Genomic DNA, 19,045 nt, shown 5'->3' with positions numbered 1-19,045 from the left:
ATATCCCTTGAAAGTAAAAAAAGAGGCGGTAGTCAGCGGCAGTCCTGAGTGACCTTTGCGCTGTAGTGCACTTGATAGGCGGCGCTGAATCCGTTGTCGTCGCGGTTCAGCACCAGGCAATGCGCAAGGCTCGCGGCGTGGGGCGCGCCCTGAATGAACGGCAGGTTCGCCACTGGCTGCTGCAAACCGGCAATCGGCGGCACGCTTTGGGCCTGCAATGCGCAACGCGCAAGCATCAGATCCACCAGGCTCGGCGCCGCGCTGAGAATGCCGTTGATCGCCAACCCGCTGGTGATGTGCGAGGCGCGCGCAAGGGCCAGCGTCTGGCACAACACGCGGTCTTTGTGCGCATCGCCGGTGCCGCTGCACACCAACACATCGGTTGGGCTGTCGGGCAGGCTCAAGCGACCGAGGGAGGCATGGGCCGTCATGTCGGCGAGGCACGCCTGAGGACCGGCCGACAGGTCTTCGCGCCGGCGCAGCACCAACGCTGCCGCGCCCTCCCCGGCAATGCCGCCGGTGCCCCGAAGGTCGAACGGCAGCAGCGTGTTCGAGCCGTTGGCGCTGATGACACCCGCCTGGACCAACCCGGACAGCGCCAGGGCATCCAGCTCGCTGCCCGCACCGACAACGATTGCCGCGTCAATTCGGCCAGCCTGCAAAGCGGCCGTAGCCTCACGCAAGGCTGCCAGGTTGCCGGCGACACCTTGCATATAGGCGTTGCACTCGCCCACCAGTTTCAGCGCCAGGCTGGTGACACCCAGCAAGCAGTTGCTCAAGCCTTTGAGCACCAGAAAAGGGTCCTGGGCACGGTCTTGCAGGATCCGTTTGGCGAACGCCGCCATGTCGGCGACGCCGTCCTGCCGACAGCCGTGCAACAACTCGGCATAGGATTCCAGAGACGGATGGGTGTAGCCGCCTTGACAGCAATACAAACCGAAACGGACATCCGGCTGCTCATCGGCCAGGCCGGCTTCTTCCAACGCCTGACGTACCGCGCTGACACCCCAGATCACTGCCGGCGTGCAGTAACGCTGAAGGTTTTGCGCAAGGTCTTGTCGGCTGCGTTGGTGGTCCTGATCCTGAATTTGCCCGAACGCCACCACGCGTTCGCTGCTGAACCGTCGGGCGTTCAGCGCCGTAATTGCACTGCGCCCTTCGGTTGCGGCCGCCCAGAAAGACTCGACACCCCAGCCGCTGGGCAACACGCAACCCGCACCGGCAATCGCGACCGCCTGTTTCATCGCGGCGCCTCCCGGTACTTGCCAAGCGCCAGTGAAGTGTTGAGGCCGCCGAAACCGAAGGAGTTGCTCAGGGCAACGTCGACCTGGCGCTTGACCGCTTGGTGGGCGCAGTAGTCGAGGTCGCATTGTTCGTCGGCATCCTGCAGGTTCAGGGTCGGCGTGACCCTATCATCCCGGCAGGCCAGGGCCGTGAGCATGAACTCCGGTGCTCCGGCGGCCGCAATCAGGTGGCCGAACTGGGATTTGTTGGCCGTCACCAGCAACCGCCGATAATGTTCGCGCTCGGCGAACAGGGTCTTGATCGCCAGGGTTTCGGCGGCATCGTTGAGGGGTGTCGACGTACCGTGGGCATTGATCAGATCGACCTGTTGCGGCGCCAGCCCGGCATCCGTCAGGGCCGCCTGCATCGCCAGCACCGCGCCCCGGCCCTGCGGGTCGGGTGCGGTGATTTTGTAGGCATCCAGGCTGCTGCCGAAACCCAGCACTTCGGCGTACGGCGTTGCCCCTCGGGCGAGCGCCCGTTCGAGGGTTTCGAGCACGACAAAACCACCGCCCTCACCCGCAATCAAGCCACTGCGATGGCGATCGAACGGCCGACACAGTTCGGTGCCCCAACGCTGTTCGCTGCTGGCGGCGCCGAGCAGATACAGCGCGGTCATGGTGTCCAGGCTAAGCACCGAATCGGCGCCCCCGGCAATGGCCAGCTCGACCTCGCCGCGACGGATCATCTGGAATGCATTGCCGATGGCCTGGGACGCTCCCGCGCAGGCGCTGCTGACATTGATCACCGGGCCTTCACTGCCGATGCCATCGGCAATCACCCGCGCAAGGCGGTCGTTGCTCTGACGCAGTGAACTGTCAGGATCGACCTGCGCCTGTCGCGCCATCAATTGAGCCCAGGACGGCGCCTGCGCCGGGTTATCCGCCAGGCTGAGCAGCATGTCCTGCAAACGATGAGCAGGTGCGCCGGACGCTGACAATACCGCCGCACCACGCAACTGTTCGGGGCTCAGACCACTATCGGCAATGGCTTGGGTGGCCGCGACCCAACCAAAGCGGGTGCGTTTTTCCAGCGACAATCCCCAGGCCGGATGGTTTTTCAAGTGTGCCGGCATCAAGCCCATATCCACGGGCGCTGCGTAACGCACGGGGAACGCACCCGCTTCGACGCCTTCCGGTTGCCATGGCCGAATGCAATGCTCGCCGGCCAACATTCTTTGCCACATGGACTGCCACTCGAAACCGAAGCCGGTGACGGCGCCCATGCCCGTGATCACGATGCGTGTGGGGCTCATGGGTAACTCTCCATTGTCTCTGTGTCCGACGACGCTCTGGCCAGCAGCACCGCGCCCCAATGCCCGCCTCGGCTATGTTCGAGCAACAGCGTGTAACGGCTGCAATCCAGTGCCCAGGTCACAGCGATTTCGCTGAGCAAGGCGCTGGCGCCCAAGTCACCTAGCAACGCCTTGGAGTGTTCGAGGGTGTGCCCCGATAGACTAAACAACGCGGCAATCTGCGGATCCTGTGCATCGGCGACGACTTGCCCGATATCGTTGAGGCACAGTTTTTCGTTGCTCAAAGCGCGCTCAATGACGTCGCGACCAACCGCCAGTCCACGCTCGGGTTGCGCGCTGTAACCACGGGCAAACCCGGCAATACGCAACGCAGATCGAGCACCGCTGCCCGGGTTGGTCGTCAGCAACAGTGCCGCAGCACCTTCGCCGAAAACCCACGGGCCGGGGTTCACAGGTGGGTGAGTAGCGTCACGCAGGTACAACGCCGGGGTGATGTTCGGACTGCTACTGACGACGACGGCAGCATCGGCACGGCCTTCGCTCAGATGGGCAGCGGCCTCCATCAAAGCATCCAGCCCCGCATTGCCCTGGGAGCAAAAACCACCCATGGGCCCCTTGCAACGCAAGGCCTCAGCCGCGTGGGCCATGACGCTGCTGTTGAGCATCATCAGCGCATGCAGCGGCGGTGTGTGGGCAAAGAATTGCGCCAACAGATCTGCCGGTTGTGCGCCAATGGCCTGCACTGCATCCCAGCACGAACTGGGGCCATCCACTTCCGGAATGGCAGCGGTCAATGCGATCCGCTCGTCGGGCAGCTCCAGCCCACGCAAGGTCTCGGCGAGACGGCCGGCGCAATACAGCAGGCGCGCGCCCTGAGGCTCGAGGCTGCGGGACAGTCTGCGGTCGTACACACCCGCCGGCAAGGCGGGCGCTGCGACACAATGGGCCAGACGTGCCGGGTCGAAATCCAGCGGTTGCGCGGCCTGAGGTTGACTGTCACGAGGCGCACATTCAGTACCGGCAGCGTTGAGTACCGACGCCGCAGTGATATAAACAGCGGTTGAATTGGATCTGGTCATGTCATGCCCTGCCCAGCACCAACGAACTGTTCACGCCACCAAACCCGAAGGAGTTGGAGAGCACGACATTGATCGGTTGCTGCAACGGTTCGCAAAGGAATTTCAACGCCGGAAATTCGGATTTTTCCGGCTGAAAATTGAGGGTCGGCAAGGCCACGCCCAACTGAATGCTCATCAACGACAGCACCGCCTCAATGGCACCACTGCCGGCCAACGAATGCCCTACGGCAGATTTGTTGGCGGTGAACGTCATCTGCTCCAGGGTTTCGCCGAAAACCTGCGCCAGGCCCAGGGCCTCGCAACGGTCATTGGCCTGTGTCGACGTACCGTGAACATTCACATGGTCCACAGCCGCACTGGTCAGTTCGGCATCGGCCAGGGCCGCCGTCATGCAGGCGGCATACTTGCTGCCGTCGCGGCTGCTGGAGGTGATTTTCTCTGCCTCGCACAGATTCGCGTAACCCAGCACCCGGCCCAGCGAACAGGCCTGACGACGCTCGGCATGCTCGCGGGATTCCAGCACCAACAGCGCCGCCCCTTCACTCAGCACAAAACCGCAGCGGTCCGGCATGAACGGCCGGCTCTGTTCTTGTGGGGTAAAGTCAACTCGCTGGCAGAGTGCGCCCAGCCCATCAAAGCTGTAGTAGGACAATTCATGGGCCATCAACTCCACCGCGCCACACAACGCCAGGTCGATCTCGCCACGGGCGATCGCTCGATAGGCGCTGCCGATGGCCATGGTGCCGGCGGCACAGGCATCGGAATGTGTGGAAATATGGTCACGTACACCCAGCCATTCGGCGAGATGTCGGGTTTGCTGATCAACCCGCCGGGCAAACGCCCCACCGCTGAGGGTGTGGTTATCCAGGAACTGGTCGAGATCGACCCGCCCCTGATCGTCCATGTAACGGCTGGCGTCCCGCAAATCACCGCTCACGCAATATTTGTTGGCCCCGACGAAAATACCGCTGGCGACTCGGGCAAAAGCGCCGTCGGCCAACCCGGCATGGGCCAGCGCCTGACGGGCCACGTAATGCGCCAGCCATTCCTGGCGGGAGGTGGTCTGCAGGTCGCCCGGAAAGGCCGCCGCGATGACCTGCCATTGTTGCTCATCGATAAATCCGGCCGCCGGGTTCGCAAACCCCAGTTCGACAAACGCCGGGTGCTGGCCAATGCAGGAACGGTTTTCGCTGATCGTGGTGAACAGCGAGGCCGCATCCAGTGCCGTGGGAGCCACCAGTCCATAGCCGGTGACCAGAACCTCTCGGGCCTGCATCAAGGCACCCCCTACGCCGAAGCCTTCAACTGGGCGGCCGCGTACTGCTCAACCAACAGACGCGAGATCGAGTCACCGTCCAGAGGGGTCAGGCGAGCACTGCAACCGCCACACACCACTTGCTGGCGTTCATTGAGTTGGGCATGAACCGCGCCACACTCAGGGCAGGTCTCGGGGAGGTAGTTGAAAACGTTATGGCATTGCTGCGCCCAGTTACGCACGGTGGTGGCCGAGAAGACATCGCCCGGCTGCATGCCCACGTGCAACTGGCCCGGCGCATAAGCGCTGAGGCTCTGCTCCAGCAAGGCCACGCCGTCCTGCGTGATTCGGCCATTTTCGACAAACCGGGTGGCGTCGCCGAACACCGCTACCGCGTGATCCAGCACGCTGGTTTTCGGCAAGGTGCAACCGTACTGACGGCCCAGCTGGAAGCTCAGGTCGACGATGTCCAGCGAGTCGGCGCTGAGGTCGTCAACAATACTGCTGTGCTCTGTGACGTCGCCCCTATCCAGCACCAGCAACTGCGCAAGAATATCCTGTGTACTGCTGATGACGCTGTCCAATTCCAACGGATTATTCATTGAGTGTTTCCCTACAAAAGCCGCATTGAATGAATAAAGTCATCGGGCCAAAAAAAGCTGTTTTGAGGCCAGATCTATCGGGGGCCGGGAGTCTAAAGTCTCCCCCTAAGGGGAGAGTCAACGTGCCATCAGTGCTTTTTGCGAGAAATCCCAGCGCGCCCTGAAACCTTTGATTTATGCAGCTCAATGGGGCTTGGAGAGGGGTCGTAAAATGACAAAATCGATTGCTTGAAACAGCACGATAGTTCCAGAAGCGGGATATCACCGTACCCGCAAGCGGCGCCCTGAGTGCTTCAAACCATGAAGGACAAGGCGCCCGTCAGCAGTGCCAGCGCAGTGATCACCAGAGAGGTGAGCACGGCCCATTTCACGGTGGCTTTCTGGAAGTCACCGATATCGCGGTCGACCATGCCCACCAGCAGTAGGGTCGAGGCCACCAGCGGGCTCATGAGGTGAACCGGCTGGCCAAGCACCGAAGCGCGGGCAATTTCCACCGGGTCGATACCATACGCGGCAGCGGCATTGGCCAGGATCGGCACAACGCCGAAGTAGTACGCGTCGTTGGACAGCACGAAGGTCAGCGGCATGCTGGTCAGCGCCACCACCAGCGGGAACCAGTGGCTCCACGCTTCCGGAATCCAGTCCACCAGCGTCTGGGCCAATGCATCGACCATCTTGGTACCCGAGAAAATACCGGCAAAGATGCCCGCGGCGAACACCAGCAGCACCACGGTCATGGCGTTGCCCGAATGGGCGAGGATGCGCTCTTTCTGCAGGTCCAGCTGCGGGTAGTTGATCATCAGTGCGGCGACGAAACCGATCATGAACAGGATGGCCGCGTGCATCAGCCCCAGCACCAGCGCGGTCATCACGGCGATCACCAGCACCAGGTTCACATAGGCAAGGCGCGGGCGCTTGTGCGGGTTGTCGCCGAGGATTTCCTTGATGTAGCAGTTGCCGCCACCGGACTCCAGGGCAATATTGCCGATACGCCGGCGCTCGGCACGGCCCAGCAGGTAGGCGGTGAACACGACCCACGCCGCCCCACCGATGACGGTGGGTAACATCGGAATGAAGTATTCGGTCGCATCCAGGCCGAGCGCGGCAATGGCACGGGTGGCGGGACCACCCCACGGGCTCATGCCGCTCATGATGCTCAATGACAGCATCGATACGGTCGCCAGGATCATCGGGTTCATGCCGATGCGCTTGTACAGCGGCAGCATGGCGGCGCAGGTAATCATGTAGGTCGTGGTGCCGTCACCGTCCAGCGCCACCAGCAGCGACAGCAAGGCCGTGCCGATGGCGATCTTGATCGGGTCGCCATTCACCCGCTTGAGAATCTTGCGGATCAGCGGGTCGAACAGGCCGGCGTCGATCATCAGGCCGAAGAACAGGATGGCGAACAGCAGCAGCGCGGCAGACGGTGCGACCATTTTCAGCCCATCGAGCATCATCTTGCCCAGGTCTGGCGCGAAACCGCCAACAAGGGCGAAAACAATCGGCACGATGGTCAGCGCGACGATCGGGGACAGGCGTTTACTCATGATCAGGTAGGTGAAGGTCACCACCATGATCAGGCCCAGAAGTGCGAGCATGGTTTGTTCTCTTGTTCTTATTGTCTATGTGGCCGCCCGACGGGTAGACGGCCCCCTTCCCCACCCGGCATCGTTTGATGCCAGGTAGGCGTTTGTGTCAATGCGGGGTGTACGGTTCGGTCGGCCGTGGCGATTAGGTTCGGCGCACCATTCAGGCGGCGCAGCAGGGTTTCGCGCTCACAGGCACCCTCGCAAAGCGAGATCACCACGGTGGCCACTGCGTTGCTCGCCAGGCTGAACACATGGTGTCGCATCGCATCCCGTGCAGGGTTCAGTCCCCGCCCAAGCCGTGAGGGTCGGGCCGGCGCTTTTCGATCGCAAACTTCAGCAGCGCGGCACTGCGGAACAGGCCATGGGCGAACTTGCCATAGGGCAAGGTCACGAACAGTGCCATGACGGTGCCCAGGTGCACGGCCAGCAGGATCGCCATCACCTCGGTGTCACGCAGGGCCAGCAACGCCATACCGGTCGTGCTGACCAACAGCAGAAGCAGGATGAACGCACGGTCCATGGGGCGCTGCGCGGCGTCGCCATGCGCTGGCGCGCGGCGCAGGTTCAACGCCAGCAGGCCCGCTGGCCCGACGATCAGGCCGATGCCGCCGAGGGTGCCGAGGACCACCGGCAGGCTGAGCAGCGGGTATGGCGCATGCAGGTCCAGCAGGTAGTGATAACCGGTGGCGACCACGGTGGCAGCAAAGCACAGCATGAAGCCGTAGAAGGTCAAATGATGATAGCGTCGACGCCACTGCGTGTAGCGATCGTCGGCGTTGTTGCAGCCTTGGCCATGGCCGCCATCCAAGTACTTGAGCGTCAGCACTGCGCTCGCTGCCTCCTGCAATGCACCGTTGGCCGGTTGCCGCGCTTGGGCGGGCGACACCGTGCGCCAGAAGCGCCTCAACGCCACGCCCAGCGCCACCCCGGCAGCGCTGAACACGCCACCGAACAAGAGCGCCAAGGTGTTGTGCGGGAACACAGCGTAGAAATCTCCGGCAAGCCGCCCAGGCAGCAAAGTGCCGTTGACCTGCAAGGCCAGCAGCAAGAACAGCGACAGCGCCAGTGCCAACGCCACGGCGACGAAGGTGCCATTGCGCCGGTAGAGCTGCCCGAAACGGGCCGGCCAGGCGTACTCAGCGTAGGTCTGCCCGCGCACCTTGGCCATGGCCTGCGGCACGTTCACCGCGAACGCATGCGGTGCGGCGTACTGACAAGCGTGCAAGCAGGCGCCACAGTTGTGGCAGAGGTTGGCCAGGTAGTGGATGTCGGCCTTGCCGAAGTCGAGTCGACGGGTCATCGCCGGGAACACGGCACAGAACCCCTCGCAATAACGGCAGGCGTTGCAGATGCGCATCTGCCGGTCCACCTCCTGCTCGTCCAGGTTCAGCAGCGGGATCAGCTCGGCCTGTGGCGGGGCGGGTTCGAACACGTGGGGATCAGGCATTTGCACAGTCATGCTGGGCCTCCAGGGGGGAAATACAATGGCCGGCGGCAGCCGCCGCCTGAGTGCCGGCGATGCGGCCGAACGCGGTACCGATGGACATGCCGACACCGGCGGTGTAGCCCTTGCCCAGCACGTTGCCGGCCATCATCTCGCCGGCGACGAACAGGTTGGGACTGGGCCGTCCAGCGAAATGCACGGCGGCCGTGGCATCGGTGCGCAGGCCGAGGTAGGTGAACGTCACCCCCGGGCGTAGCGGGTAACCGAAGAACGGCGGCTTATCGATCGGCAAGGCCCAATGGCTCTTGACCGGTTGCACGCCGTCGGTGCGGCAATCGTCCAGTCGGGTGTGGTCGAACGTGCCGGGGCGGCATGCCTGGTTGTAGGCGCGCAGGGTCTCGAGAAACGCAGGCACCGGCAGTCCGAGGGCTACAGCCAAGGCCTCGAGGCTGTCGGCGCGGGTGCCAGGGAAGACCGGTGGCATAAAGCGGCCCAGGGCCTTCTGGTCGATGATCGAGAACCCCACCTGGCCAGGCTGCTGGGCCACCAGGCGCCCCCAGATGGCATAGCGCTTGGGCCAGAAATCCTCGCCTTCGTCGTAGAATCGCTGGCCGTCGCGGTTCACCACCACGCCAAGCGACACGCAGTCGATGCGCGTGCAGATACCGCCGTCGTACAGCGGTGCGCGGGCATCGATGGCGACCATGTGGGCCTGGGTCGGGTCGCCAATGGTGTCGGCACCCAGGTCGATCATGCGCCGCAGCAGCGCGCCGTCGTTGAAGCGCGTGCCCCGCACCAGGAAGTTGTCCGCCGGCCACTCGCCGCGATCATTCTGCCCCCAGGCCTCGCGCAGCCATTGGCGATTGGACTCGAAGCCGCCGGCCGCCAGCACGCAACTGCGCGCCTCGATGCGCTCGGCGGGCAGGCGCCGCCCGTCGACGTCGCGTGCCGCCAGGTGGGCAGCGATGAAGCGTCCATCGCGCACCTCCAGGTCGCACACCGGGCTGTCGTAGCGCACCTGCACACCCAGCCGCTCGGCGCTGCGGTAATAAGCATTGACCAGGGCTTTGCCCCCGCCCATGAAGAACGCGTTGGTCCGCGCAGTGTGCAGCGCACCCGACAACGAGGGCTGGAAGTGCACGCCGTGGCGGCGCATCCAGCCGCGGCAGTCGGACGAGGCACGAATCACCAGACGCGCCAGGGCCTCGTTGGTCTGCCCATCAGTAACCTTCAGCAGATCCTGCCAGAACTCTTCTTCGGGGTAAGCCTCCACCAGCACGTCCTGCGGGGCATCGTGCATGCAGCGAAGGTTACGGGTGTGTTGGGAATTGCCGCCTCGCCAGGCGCGGGGCGCGGCTTCCACCAGCATCACGCTGGCGCCGGCCTCGCGCGCCATCAGCGCGGCGCAGAGGGCAGCATTGCCGCCGCCAATGACAAGTACATCGATCATGTCGCCTCCAGGGAGCGAGAAGCCAGGGTTGGGCAGCTCCTCGCGGACCCCGGACTCTAGGGGGTCGCGTACCTTGGGCGAAACACGATTGCAGGGGGGAGGTCTTCAGTTTTTCTAAAGGGGCGGTCGTTCGCAGGCGCTCACAGCAAACGCGCCCCTGGCCAGCGATCCTGCTGCACCAATTCGCGGGACACTTCATGCAGCACGATTCGCGTGGCAAGTGCAGCAGGCGAGAGTTCATCATCGACCAGGCTCACCACCAAGTTACGACGCTGAGCTTGCGGATCGTCGATCGAAAACACCCGCAAGCCTGCCTGCATGGCCCGCGCTACAGTGGCGCCAGGTTGGATCGTCGCGGCGTGACCTGCGCCGACACAATCCATGAGAAGCGACAGGCCATCAACCTCCATGACGATATTCGCGTCCAATCCGACGCGCTCAAGGATGACGCGTAACGTGGCGCGAAGACCATGCTGGGCACTGGGCATGACCAAGGGCAGCGAGGCGATCTGCTGCAACGTCAGCGACGTCCCCCAGTCAGCCTTGACCAAGGCTACCGGAACCAATGCGAACAGCCGCTCCTCCAGCAGCGGCCGCGCATCCAGCCGCATGCCAGCCTCCAGCTGAAACAACACCGCCAAGTCCAGGTGCCGAGTATTGAGCTGGTTCACCAGGTAGCCCGACAGCATTTCCACCAAATGAAGACGTATATCAGGGTAGCGCTCGCGCATCCTGGCGATCAGCGCCAGCCCCAACACCGAAGCCGTGGTGGGTGCCATACCGACGCTGGCGTACCCACTCATACGCCCACTGCGTGCAGCCAACATGGCGTAATCGGCCTGGCGCAGCGTCAGGCGCGCATGGTATTCGAATGCCAAACCTGCCGCGGTAGGCGTGACGCCAACGCTAGAGCGTGTCAGCAGGCGGGTACTCAACTCACTTTCGAGCTTCGTGAGTTGCTGGCTCAACGCAGATACCCCAACGCCCGTTTCGAGCGCGGCTCTGCCGAGGCTGCCACACTCCAGCACACTCAGAAAGTAACGAAGCTGGCGTAACTCCATCAAAGGCATCTCCCATTCAGCAAGGTCGGCGGCTCATTGAGTATCAAGCTTTTGCGCAGATAGATGTTAGCGACCGGTGAACACACCTTTAGAATTTCAGAATCAAGGGTGATGGTGTCCGCCTGATTTGTCACCTGCGCGGAACGCGGCGATAAACGCCGCACCGCAACCATTATGAAGCTGACATTCAGCCAATCTTGATAAATATCAAGGTCATCGAGCCCCACTGCGTCACGCTTGGCCTGAACCGGTGGGCCTTCATCGAGGCTGCCACCGCGGTGGAGGCCATCATGAATACTTACTCAAGACTGCTGCTGATCTGCCATCCAGACCTGCACCCTTCGCCTGCCCTGACGCGTGCTCAAGCGCTGAGCAGTGCGACAGGTGCGACCTTGCACCTGGTGGCGCTCAGTCAATTGCCCTCGCGCCTGGCAACCCTGGACCAGGTGCTACGCAAAAACGCCCGCAAGCAGGACGCCGAGCATCGCAAGGCGTGGCTCGCTGAGCAGGTGAAGGCGCTGGGCGAGCTGGGCATTACCGCCTACGCCGAGACGCTGGACGATCAAGACCCGCTCAAGGACTTGATCCGGCTGGCCCAACTGCACCGGGTCGGGATGGTGATCAAGGACATCCAGCACGAAACCGCCTTGAGCCGTGCCCTGCTCACGCCATTGGACTGGCAATTGCTACGCCGCTGCCCGATCCCGCTGCACTTGGTAGCCCAGGCTGAAACGACGCTGCCAGCGCGCATACTGGTCGCCGTGGACCTGGTCGAGCACGACCCGCTGATCGACAAGCTCAACGACCACATCCTGCAATCGGCACTGGAACTGGCACAACGCTGCAAGGCGCAACTGCATCTGCTGCAGGCCTACGAACCCAGCGCCAGCTTCGTTGCCTATGCCGCCGCACCCGTGGCCTGGACAGACAAACTGGCCGAGGAAATGTCCGGTCGTGCGCTCGAGCGCATGGCGACGTTTGGCGGCCGTTATGGCATCAAGCCAGATCACCTGCACCTGGTGCGGGGTGCTGCCCGTAACGTGGTCAGCGAGTACGCGAACCAGCAAGGCTTCGATGTGGTGGTGATGGGCACGCTCTACCACGAGGGGGTGAGCAAGGTCGTCGGCAGTACTACCGAGCAAACCCTGTACAAGATTCACTCCAGTATTCTGGCGATTCACGGTTGAACGATCGCCCGCTGGCTATGCTCGACTAGATACTCATCAAACCGCACAGTGCCATGCAGCTCATGTTGCTGTGAACGACCTCTGGAGCGCAAGGCATGAATGACACACCGCCGTTACTGTTCGCCTTGCAAGGCAGCCAGGACTATGGGAATACCGTGGCGCAACGCTTGGGCAGGAAACTGTCTGCACATGAAGAGCGCGACTACGAGGACGGTGAGCACAAGTGCTGGCCTGGCGAATCGGTGGACGGTCGATCGGTCATCGTCTTTCACTCGCTGTATGGTGACGCGCACCACAGCGCGCATGACAAGCTATGCCGGTTGTTGTTCTTCTGTGGCGCGCTCAAGGACGCTGCTGCCCGCCAGGTGACGGCAGTCACGCCTTACCTCTGTTATGGTCGCAAGGACCGCAAGGTGGTGTTTCAGGACGCTATCATCACCCGCCATGTGGCTCGGCTGATGGAAAGCTGCGGCGTGGACCGCATTGTGGCGCTGGACGTGCACAACCCCAGCGCCTTCGACAACGCCTACCGAATCCCGAGCTGGAACCTGCAATGCACCCAGCTATTCGCCCAACGCCTGGCCCCGCTACTCGGTGAGCAGGCGGTCACGGTCGTGTCACCGGATATCGGTGGCGTCAAACGCGCCGAGCAGTTTCGCCAGGCCCTGGCGCACCTGCTGGCGCGACCGGTCTCGGTGGCCATGATGGAGAAACACCGCCAGCAGGCAGGCCTGAGCGGCGAGCACCTGGTCGGTAACGTGGCAGGCAGCACCGTCATCGTATTCGACGACCTGATCAGCACGGGGCAGACGCTGCTACGCGCTGCCCAGGCCTGCCGGCAGGCCGGAGCCAGCCGCATGCTGGCCGCGGCCACCCACGGCCTGTTCACCACCGGTGGCGAGCTGTTCGACAGCGGCGCGTTCGAACGGGTACTGGTGGCCGACAGCATCGCCCCCTTTCGCCTGCCTGTGCGATGCCTGGAGCAACTGGATATCGTCGATACCAGCGCCCTGGTCGCCGAGCTGCTTGCCAACCGTTCGGGCCCTGGCGCATGACCCCGGCGCAGGTGGCGCCGGCGGAGTGTCCCTGCTCCTGAAATCGTCGGGCCATTTGGCCATGAGGGCCGTGTCGCACACCATGCTGATGGTGTTCGCGCAGAGCATCATGGGAACAGCTATAACCGTCTACCCTGCCCCCAGCCAAAGGCGTAACCCTTGAAAACTGACCCCGGCACCATGGGAGCACTGTGCATGCCTATCGACTTCAGACCCGCTCGAGTCTCGGACGCGCATGATATTGCGCGCTTCTTTCAACTGACATCGGAGGGCATGGCCGATTACATATGGAGCAAGCTCGCCGCACCTGGAGAAACCTTGCTGAGTGTCGGTGCGTCTCGCTATGCCAGAGAACAGGGCGACTTTTCATACAAGAACTGCCTGATGGTCACTTTCGAAGGGCGCGTCATCGGCATGATGCATAGCTATGCCTTGCGCGCAACGCCTGACAGGCCAGTCGAGACCGACCCCGTCCTCGCGCCTTATTCCGACATGGAAATACCCGATACCTTGTACATATCCAGCCTGGCACTGGATGAGGCCTGGCGGAGCCAGGGGCTGGGTGCCGAGTTTCTTCGCCACGCCCAGCAGCGCGCTGACGACGCAGGCCTCGATGGACTATGCCTGATCGATTACGCAGAAAACCACGGTGCACGCCGCTTCTACGAACGTCATGGTTTTCAAATTGTTAAAACCTGCCAGATCGTTCCGCACCCGATGCTGGGCGTTACCGGTGAAGCCTATTTAATGTATCGCCCTACTCACAACGTGCTCGAGAGACAGCCATGAACCAGAAACTGACCGTGTTCCGCGAACTGGATATCCAACCGCTGCGCGACCTGCCCTTCTTTGAAGAAGTATTGGAAGGCACCCCTCACACGCTGACGTCCAAGTACTATCACGATGAACAGCAAGGTCGCATTTCCGGAGAATGGGAAGCCAGCACCGGGGCGTGGCGCATTGACTACAAAGTCTGGGAGTTCTGCCATGTCCTGAGTGGGTGCTGCGTCATTGAGCTTGAGGGTTGCGCCCCGGTCACACTGGCCGCTGGCGACACGTTCATTATCGAACCGGGCGCCAAGGGCAAATGGACCGTAGTGGAAGACATGAAGAAGAATTTCGTGATCCTCGTGCCCGCGAACTAAGCCACTGAATGCTGGCTGAAGCCGACTATGCTGGTAGCAATCCACTCGTCGGCACAGGGGCTCTTAAATGGGCATGAAGCGCAGGTTGGGATGGGCTGCTTGGCTGATGCTACTGATCCACCTGCTGTTCTCGCCCCTGCTCCACGCAGACACCCCTCAGGCCGGGCCGGAGATAGAGGGTGTGATTGCCGAACCCGCCCCGCTGACCGTCATCAACCGCACGGTGCTGATCTTTCGTGCGACGCTGCTGGGCGAAACACCCAAGGTGCGCGCCCAGCGCGCCAAGAAGGTCATCGAGGAAACGCTCCAGGAAACGAACGACCTGGAGGTTCGCGTCGACCCTATCCTGCGAAGCTACCTGGTGCTGCTGGGCGGGCGCCGTGCATTCATCGTGACGCCACTGGATGCTGCGGCCGACAACATTACAACAGGCGAAGCCGCCGAGCAGGCCGCCGAGAACCTGCGCCTTGTCGTCGAGGAAACCCGTCAGGCGCGTAGCCTGCGGTTCTTGCTCACCGCGATAGGCTACAGCGCTGCGGCAACCGTGGTCTTTTTCATGCTGGTAAAGGCCGCAGGCTACTGTCGACGCAAGCTCCTGGGGCTGCTGCCCAAACTGATGGGCAAACACTCCGAGCGCCTCAAGGTCGGCCACACGCAACTGTTCGACCTGCAGAACCTGTACTACCTGATCGACCGCTCACTCTGGCTGCTGTACTGGTTGGTCGTGTTGTTGTTCTGCTACCAGTGGCTGGGCTTCGTGCTGTCTCAGTTCCCCTACACAAGGTCTTGGGGGGAAAGCCTCAATATCCACCTGATGGCGCTGCTCAACTACCTGATCAGCGGTATTTTGCGCGCCATGCCCGGCCTGGCCGTTGCACTGTCGATCTTCTTCATCGCCCGTGGCATCAGCGCCTTCTCCAAGCGTGTGCTAAGGCGCATGGCACGCCCGGGCACGTTGAAATGGCTGACCGCCGAAACCTTGCAACCAACCATGCGCCTGACGTCGCTGGCGATCTGGCTCTTCGCCCTGGTGATGGCCTACCCCTATCTACCCGGCTCGGGTACCGATGCCTTCAAGGGGTTGTCAGTGTTGCTCGGTCTGATGATTTCACTGGGGGCGACCAGTGTCATCGGCCAAGGGGCAGCCGGATTGATCCTTACCTACACACGCACGCTGCGCGTCGGTGAATTTGTACGTGTGGGTGATTACGAGGGCACGGTGACCGAGGTGGGCATGTTCACCACGACCATTCGCACCGGGCTTGGCGAAGTGCTGACACTCCCCAACTCGATGATTACCGGCTCGGTGACCAAGAACTACTCACGTATCGTGCAAGGGCCAGGCTATGTGGTCGATACCGTGGTGACCATCGGCTACGACACCCCGTGGCGTCAGGTCGAGGCGATGTTGCTGGAAGCGGCTCGGCGCACCGACGGCGTGCTGCAAACGCCCACGCCCCAGGTATTCCAGACGGCGCTGTCGGACTTCTACCCCGAGTACCGATTAGTGGCCCAGGCCATCCCGTCAGAGCCCAGGCCACGCGCGCAACTACTGAGCCTGTTGCACGCCAATATCCAGGACGTGTTCAACGAGTATGGGGTGCAAATCATGTCGCCTCACTACCTGGGCGACCCCGAGCAACCCAAATGGGTGCCCAAGGAGCAGTGGCACGCGGCCCCGTCCAAACCTGAAAATACCGCGTGATCGATGAGGCCTCACGTGCCGGTCAGCGCAATGATCACCGGCCCACAGACCGCCAGCAGGACATTGGAGACGGTGAGGCCGATATGGGTCCAACGCATGCCGAGCAGCGCCCCCATCACCGACCCGCTATGCACCCAACCACTTTGAGCACGGCGCAGAACCAAGCTCAAAGGTCCAGCGCCCCCCTGAGCAAGGCGTCAAGCACGCGCGCGACGTCAGCACCCTGCTCGTCCAGCAGGCATACCGGCAGCCCGTGCAAGGCCGCTTGCACACCGGCCAGTCCCTCGCCTGTCAAGGCCAGCGGACAATCAATTTCCATCTGCAGCGAGCGCAGGCGCTTGGCCAAGGCAGGGCTCACCGGTGGCTGCAGCGCGATCACCAGTGCCGCAGGCTGCACCGCTGCACACAGCAGCGGGAGCTCTTCCAGCGGCTGCCCGCAGCCGAGCACGTCGATGCGTTGTCGCTCGCTGCTCAACAGCAGCCCGGCGCACAACACCTGGCATTCGGCTTGACCCTCGGTACCCGCCAGCAGCACCCGCGGCGCATCGACCTGGTTCATCTGCAAGCGCAGCAGCAGCCGGGCGCGCAAGAACGTATCGAGAAACAGCCATTGGCTACGCTGGCCTGGCGCAGTACCTGAAGCCAGGTCATGCCAAACCGGCATCAGCACGTCCCGCAGCACCGTGGCCTTTGGCAAAAGTGTGAACAGCTGTCCATGGATCGCTTCCAGCGCCTGCGCATCGAATGCCCTGGAAGCGCGCGCAACGGCGGCGCGCCAGTCGTCAAAGGCCGAGGGCTGCTGCACAGGCGCCTCAGGCTGGCCGGCGAGCCTGTCGCCAACCTTGCTGATGGGCAGGCCGTTGGCGGTCCAGCGCAAGATGTCACGTATGCGCTGCACATCCTGAGCCGTGTACAAGCGATGGCCGCCCTCGGTGCGCTGCGGGCGAATCAACCCATGACGCCGCTCCCAGGCACGCAAGGTCACCGGATTGATGCCGGTCAGGCTGACCACATCGCGCATGGGTAGCAATTCGGGTGGGGTGGCGTCGGTCATAACGAGGTGTCATTCAAGGGGTGATACATTCTAAACCCAGATGCACCTTCTGCGGCGAGCCTCCTTGGTTCATCATGCAACAAACGGCGCCAAAAGCTTCTGCAAGGAAGCCTTTGGCGCACATCGCATACGAAATGCCTGTAGGTGAGCCCCATGATCAACGCAAAACTCCTGCAACTGATGGTCGAACATTCCAACGATGGCATCGTTGTCGCCGAGCAGGAAGGCAATGAGAGCATCCTTATCTACGTCAACCCGGCCTTCGAGCGCCTGACCGGCTACTGCGCCGACGATATTCTCTATCAGGACTGCCGTTTTCTTCAGGGCGAGGATCACGACCAGCCGGGCATCGCAATTATCCGCGAGGCGATCCGCGAAGGCCGCCCCTGCTGCCAGGTGCTGCGCAACTACCGCAAAGACGGCAGCCTGTTCTGGAACGAGTTGTCCATCACACCGGTGCACAACGAGGCGGACCAGCTGACCTACTACATCGGCATCCAGCGCGATGTCACAGCGCAAGTATTCGCCGAGGAAAGGGTTCGCGAGCTGGAGGCTGAAGTGGCGGAACTGCGCCGGCAGCAGGGCCAGGCCAAGCACTGACAAAAAACCTATACAAGACCGTTGACTTGTATAGATAAAGGCTTAGGCTTCAGTTATACCTGTACAACAATTCAATTTTGTACAGGATTGCCTGGAGCCCAGTATGTCAGCGTACCTACAACAATTCGCCGAGCGCTTCGCCCGCCTTGATGGGGCTAGCCTCGACACGCTGGATAAACTGTACAGCGACGATGTCACCTTTCGTGATCCCCTGCACCAGATACAGGGGCTGCAGGCCCTGCGTGCCTACTTCGAGCAGTTGTACGCCAACGCCACCGATATCCGCTACGCCTTCACCAGCGCCGACGAGGTAAAGCCCGGGCAGGGCTACCTGCGTTGGACACTGCAGTTTTGCCACCCGCGCCTGGCCGGCGGCCAGCCGATCACGCTGCAAGGCTGCAGCTGCCTGCATTGGCGCGACCGTGTGCATTTTCACCAGGACTATTTCGACGCCGGCGCCCTGCTTTATGAGCACCTTCCCGTCATGGGCACAGCAATCCGCTGGCTCAAAGGCAGGCTGGCATGAGCCGCTGTTGGCTGACCGGCGCCAGCAGTGGTATCGGTGCCGCGCTCGCGCAAGTCCTCCTGGAGCAAGGCCACCAGGTCGCCTTGGGCGGGCGCAACGCCGACCGCCTTGCCCCGCTGGCAGAACGGTTTCCCGGGCAGGCATTGCTGGCCATTGGCGATCTTGACAACCCGGAGCAGGTCGCCGGCATCGCTGCGCATATCGAGCAGGCCTGGGGAGGCCTGGACATGGCCATTCTCAATGCCGGCACCTGCGAATACCTGGAGCCTGGGCATTTCGATCCGGCGTTGGTCGAGCGCGTCATGCGCACCAACCTGCTGGGCGTCAGCTACTGCCTGGCGGCGGCACTGCCCTTGCTTCGCGCAGGCAAACGCCCCCACCTGGTGGTGATGGGCAGTTCGGTAACCTGGCTGGCCTTGCCCCGCGCTGGCGCCTATGGGGCGTCCAAGGCCGCAGTGCGCTATCTGGTGGAGTCACAGCGAATCGACCTGGCCCGCGAAGGCATCGCGGTCACCCTGGTGAGCCCAGGCTTCGTGGACACGCCCCTGACCCGTCGCAACGATTTCCCCATGCCACAGCTGTGGTCTGCGCAGCGTGCCGCCCGGCATATCGCCAGGCGCCTGCCCGGCCGCCCCCTGGAAATCAACTTCCCCGGTCTTTTCACCTTGGTGTTGCGCCTGCTCGGGGCGCTGCCCGCGCGCCTGCGCCTGGCGCTGGGCCAACGCCTCGCCCGTCATGAACAGGAATGATGATC

19 protein-coding genes and 1 pseudogene are annotated in these 19,045 nt (G+C 62.6%); 8 read left to right on the top strand and 12 right to left on the bottom strand.

All coding sequences use genetic code 11. The features are described 5' to 3' along the window. Positions 1–32: 32 nt before the first annotated feature. From ACF8O8_RS11230 to ACF8O8_RS11185, 10 genes and pseudogenes are all read right to left on the bottom strand, one after another. The gene (locus ACF8O8_RS11230) at positions 33–1,244 is read right to left on the bottom strand and encodes a beta-ketoacyl synthase N-terminal-like domain-containing protein (RefSeq protein ID WP_049586211.1); all 1,212 of its coding nucleotides are present in this window, start codon (positions 1,242–1,244) and stop codon (positions 33–35) included. Then, complete coding sequence (locus ACF8O8_RS11225; RefSeq protein WP_392509691.1) at positions 1,241–2,539, bottom strand: beta-ketoacyl-[acyl-carrier-protein] synthase family protein; 1,299 nt, start codon at positions 2,537–2,539, stop codon at positions 1,241–1,243. Before ACF8O8_RS11225 ends, ACF8O8_RS11230 begins: the two co-directional genes overlap by 4 nt. Then, positions 2,536–3,450: a beta-ketoacyl synthase gene (locus ACF8O8_RS11220; RefSeq protein WP_392509720.1), complete on the bottom strand. Its 915-nt coding sequence runs from the start codon at positions 3,448–3,450 to the stop codon at positions 2,536–2,538. Before ACF8O8_RS11220 ends, ACF8O8_RS11225 begins: the two co-directional genes overlap by 4 nt. A gap of 169 nt (positions 3,451–3,619) precedes the next feature. Continuing rightward, positions 3,620–4,894 carry a beta-ketoacyl-[acyl-carrier-protein] synthase family protein gene (locus tag ACF8O8_RS11215; RefSeq protein ID WP_392509690.1) on the bottom strand — a complete coding sequence of 425 codons (1,275 nt, stop codon included), beginning with the start codon at positions 4,892–4,894 and terminating at the stop codon, positions 3,620–3,622. 11 nt (positions 4,895–4,905) lie between these two features. Continuing rightward, positions 4,906–5,475, bottom strand: a complete 570-nt coding sequence (locus tag ACF8O8_RS11210) for an acyl carrier protein (RefSeq protein WP_010953688.1) — start codon at positions 5,473–5,475, stop codon at positions 4,906–4,908. A gap of 293 nt (positions 5,476–5,768) precedes the next feature. Beyond that, complete coding sequence (locus tag ACF8O8_RS11205; RefSeq protein WP_010953061.1) at positions 5,769–7,073, bottom strand: CitMHS family transporter; 1,305 nt, start codon at positions 7,071–7,073, stop codon at positions 5,769–5,771. Positions 7,074–7,090: 17 nt separating this feature from the next. Then, positions 7,091–7,309: pseudogene (locus tag ACF8O8_RS11200) on the bottom strand (hypothetical protein); the annotation flags it as partial. A gap of 35 nt (positions 7,310–7,344) precedes the next feature. Further along, on the bottom strand, positions 7,345–8,523 hold the full coding sequence (gene tcuB / locus ACF8O8_RS11195; RefSeq protein WP_392509689.1) for a tricarballylate utilization 4Fe-4S protein TcuB: 1,179 nt from the start codon (positions 8,521–8,523) through the stop codon (positions 7,345–7,347). Continuing rightward, the gene (gene tcuA, locus ACF8O8_RS11190; protein ID WP_392509688.1) at positions 8,504–9,958 is read right to left on the bottom strand and encodes an FAD-dependent tricarballylate dehydrogenase TcuA; all 1,455 of its coding nucleotides are present in this window, start codon (positions 9,956–9,958) and stop codon (positions 8,504–8,506) included. The genes tcuB and tcuA overlap by 20 nt, the downstream gene beginning before the upstream one ends. 140 nt (positions 9,959–10,098) lie before the next feature. After that, a complete protein-coding gene (locus tag ACF8O8_RS11185) occupies positions 10,099–11,019 on the bottom strand; it encodes a LysR substrate-binding domain-containing protein (RefSeq protein WP_392509687.1) in 921 nt (306 codons plus the stop codon). A gap of 197 nt (positions 11,020–11,216) precedes the next feature. On the opposite strand from ACF8O8_RS11185, the gene ACF8O8_RS11180 reads away from it, so the two are divergent. The 5 genes from ACF8O8_RS11180 to ACF8O8_RS11160 all read left to right on the top strand — a co-directional run bounded on the left by ACF8O8_RS11180 (position 11,217) and on the right by ACF8O8_RS11160 (position 16,111). Continuing rightward, positions 11,217–12,206, top strand: a complete 990-nt coding sequence (locus ACF8O8_RS11180) for a universal stress protein (protein WP_392509686.1) — start codon at positions 11,217–11,219, stop codon at positions 12,204–12,206. 95 nt (positions 12,207–12,301) lie between these two features. Next, a complete protein-coding gene (locus tag ACF8O8_RS11175) occupies positions 12,302–13,261 on the top strand; it encodes a ribose-phosphate diphosphokinase (protein ID WP_392509685.1) in 960 nt (319 codons plus the stop codon). A gap of 195 nt (positions 13,262–13,456) precedes the next feature. Further along, on the top strand, positions 13,457–14,050 hold the full coding sequence (locus ACF8O8_RS11170) for a GNAT family N-acetyltransferase (RefSeq protein WP_392509684.1): 594 nt from the start codon (positions 13,457–13,459) through the stop codon (positions 14,048–14,050). Then, the gene (locus tag ACF8O8_RS11165) at positions 14,047–14,406 is read left to right on the top strand and encodes a cupin domain-containing protein (protein WP_003253997.1); all 360 of its coding nucleotides are present in this window, start codon (positions 14,047–14,049) and stop codon (positions 14,404–14,406) included. Before ACF8O8_RS11170 ends, ACF8O8_RS11165 begins: the two co-directional genes overlap by 4 nt. A 67-nt stretch (positions 14,407–14,473) precedes the next feature. After that, the gene (locus ACF8O8_RS11160) at positions 14,474–16,111 is read left to right on the top strand and encodes a mechanosensitive ion channel family protein (protein ID WP_392509683.1); all 1,638 of its coding nucleotides are present in this window, start codon (positions 14,474–14,476) and stop codon (positions 16,109–16,111) included. Between the two features lie 11 nt (positions 16,112–16,122). Here ACF8O8_RS11160 and ACF8O8_RS11155 read toward each other — a convergent pair whose 3' ends face one another. Continuing rightward, positions 16,123–16,275: a hypothetical protein gene (locus ACF8O8_RS11155; protein WP_392509682.1), complete on the bottom strand. Its 153-nt coding sequence runs from the start codon at positions 16,273–16,275 to the stop codon at positions 16,123–16,125. Between the two features lie 2 nt (positions 16,276–16,277). After that, on the bottom strand, positions 16,278–17,165 hold the full coding sequence (locus ACF8O8_RS11150) for a MerR family transcriptional regulator (protein ID WP_010953653.1): 888 nt from the start codon (positions 17,163–17,165) through the stop codon (positions 16,278–16,280). A gap of 153 nt (positions 17,166–17,318) precedes the next feature. Between ACF8O8_RS11150 and ACF8O8_RS11145 the strand changes: the two genes are divergently transcribed. The 3 genes from ACF8O8_RS11145 (at position 17,319) to ACF8O8_RS11135 (ending at position 19,040) form a co-directional block, all read left to right on the top strand. Next, positions 17,319–17,765: a PAS domain S-box protein gene (locus ACF8O8_RS11145; protein ID WP_029615462.1), complete on the top strand. Its 447-nt coding sequence runs from the start codon at positions 17,319–17,321 to the stop codon at positions 17,763–17,765. A gap of 103 nt (positions 17,766–17,868) precedes the next feature. Further along, positions 17,869–18,291: a nuclear transport factor 2 family protein gene (locus ACF8O8_RS11140; protein WP_003254001.1), complete on the top strand. Its 423-nt coding sequence runs from the start codon at positions 17,869–17,871 to the stop codon at positions 18,289–18,291. Next, a complete protein-coding gene (locus tag ACF8O8_RS11135; protein WP_010953651.1) occupies positions 18,288–19,040 on the top strand; it encodes an SDR family oxidoreductase in 753 nt (250 codons plus the stop codon). The genes ACF8O8_RS11140 and ACF8O8_RS11135 overlap by 4 nt, the downstream gene beginning before the upstream one ends. Positions 19,041–19,045 lie beyond the last annotated feature (5 nt).

The organism is Pseudomonas sp. TYF_14, from assembly GCF_043105275.1.
Taxonomy (GTDB): domain Bacteria; phylum Pseudomonadota; class Gammaproteobacteria; order Pseudomonadales; family Pseudomonadaceae; genus Aquipseudomonas; species Aquipseudomonas alloputida.
Note: the sequence above shows the minus strand (reverse complement) of the source record. Positions and strands in the feature narration are given on the sequence as shown.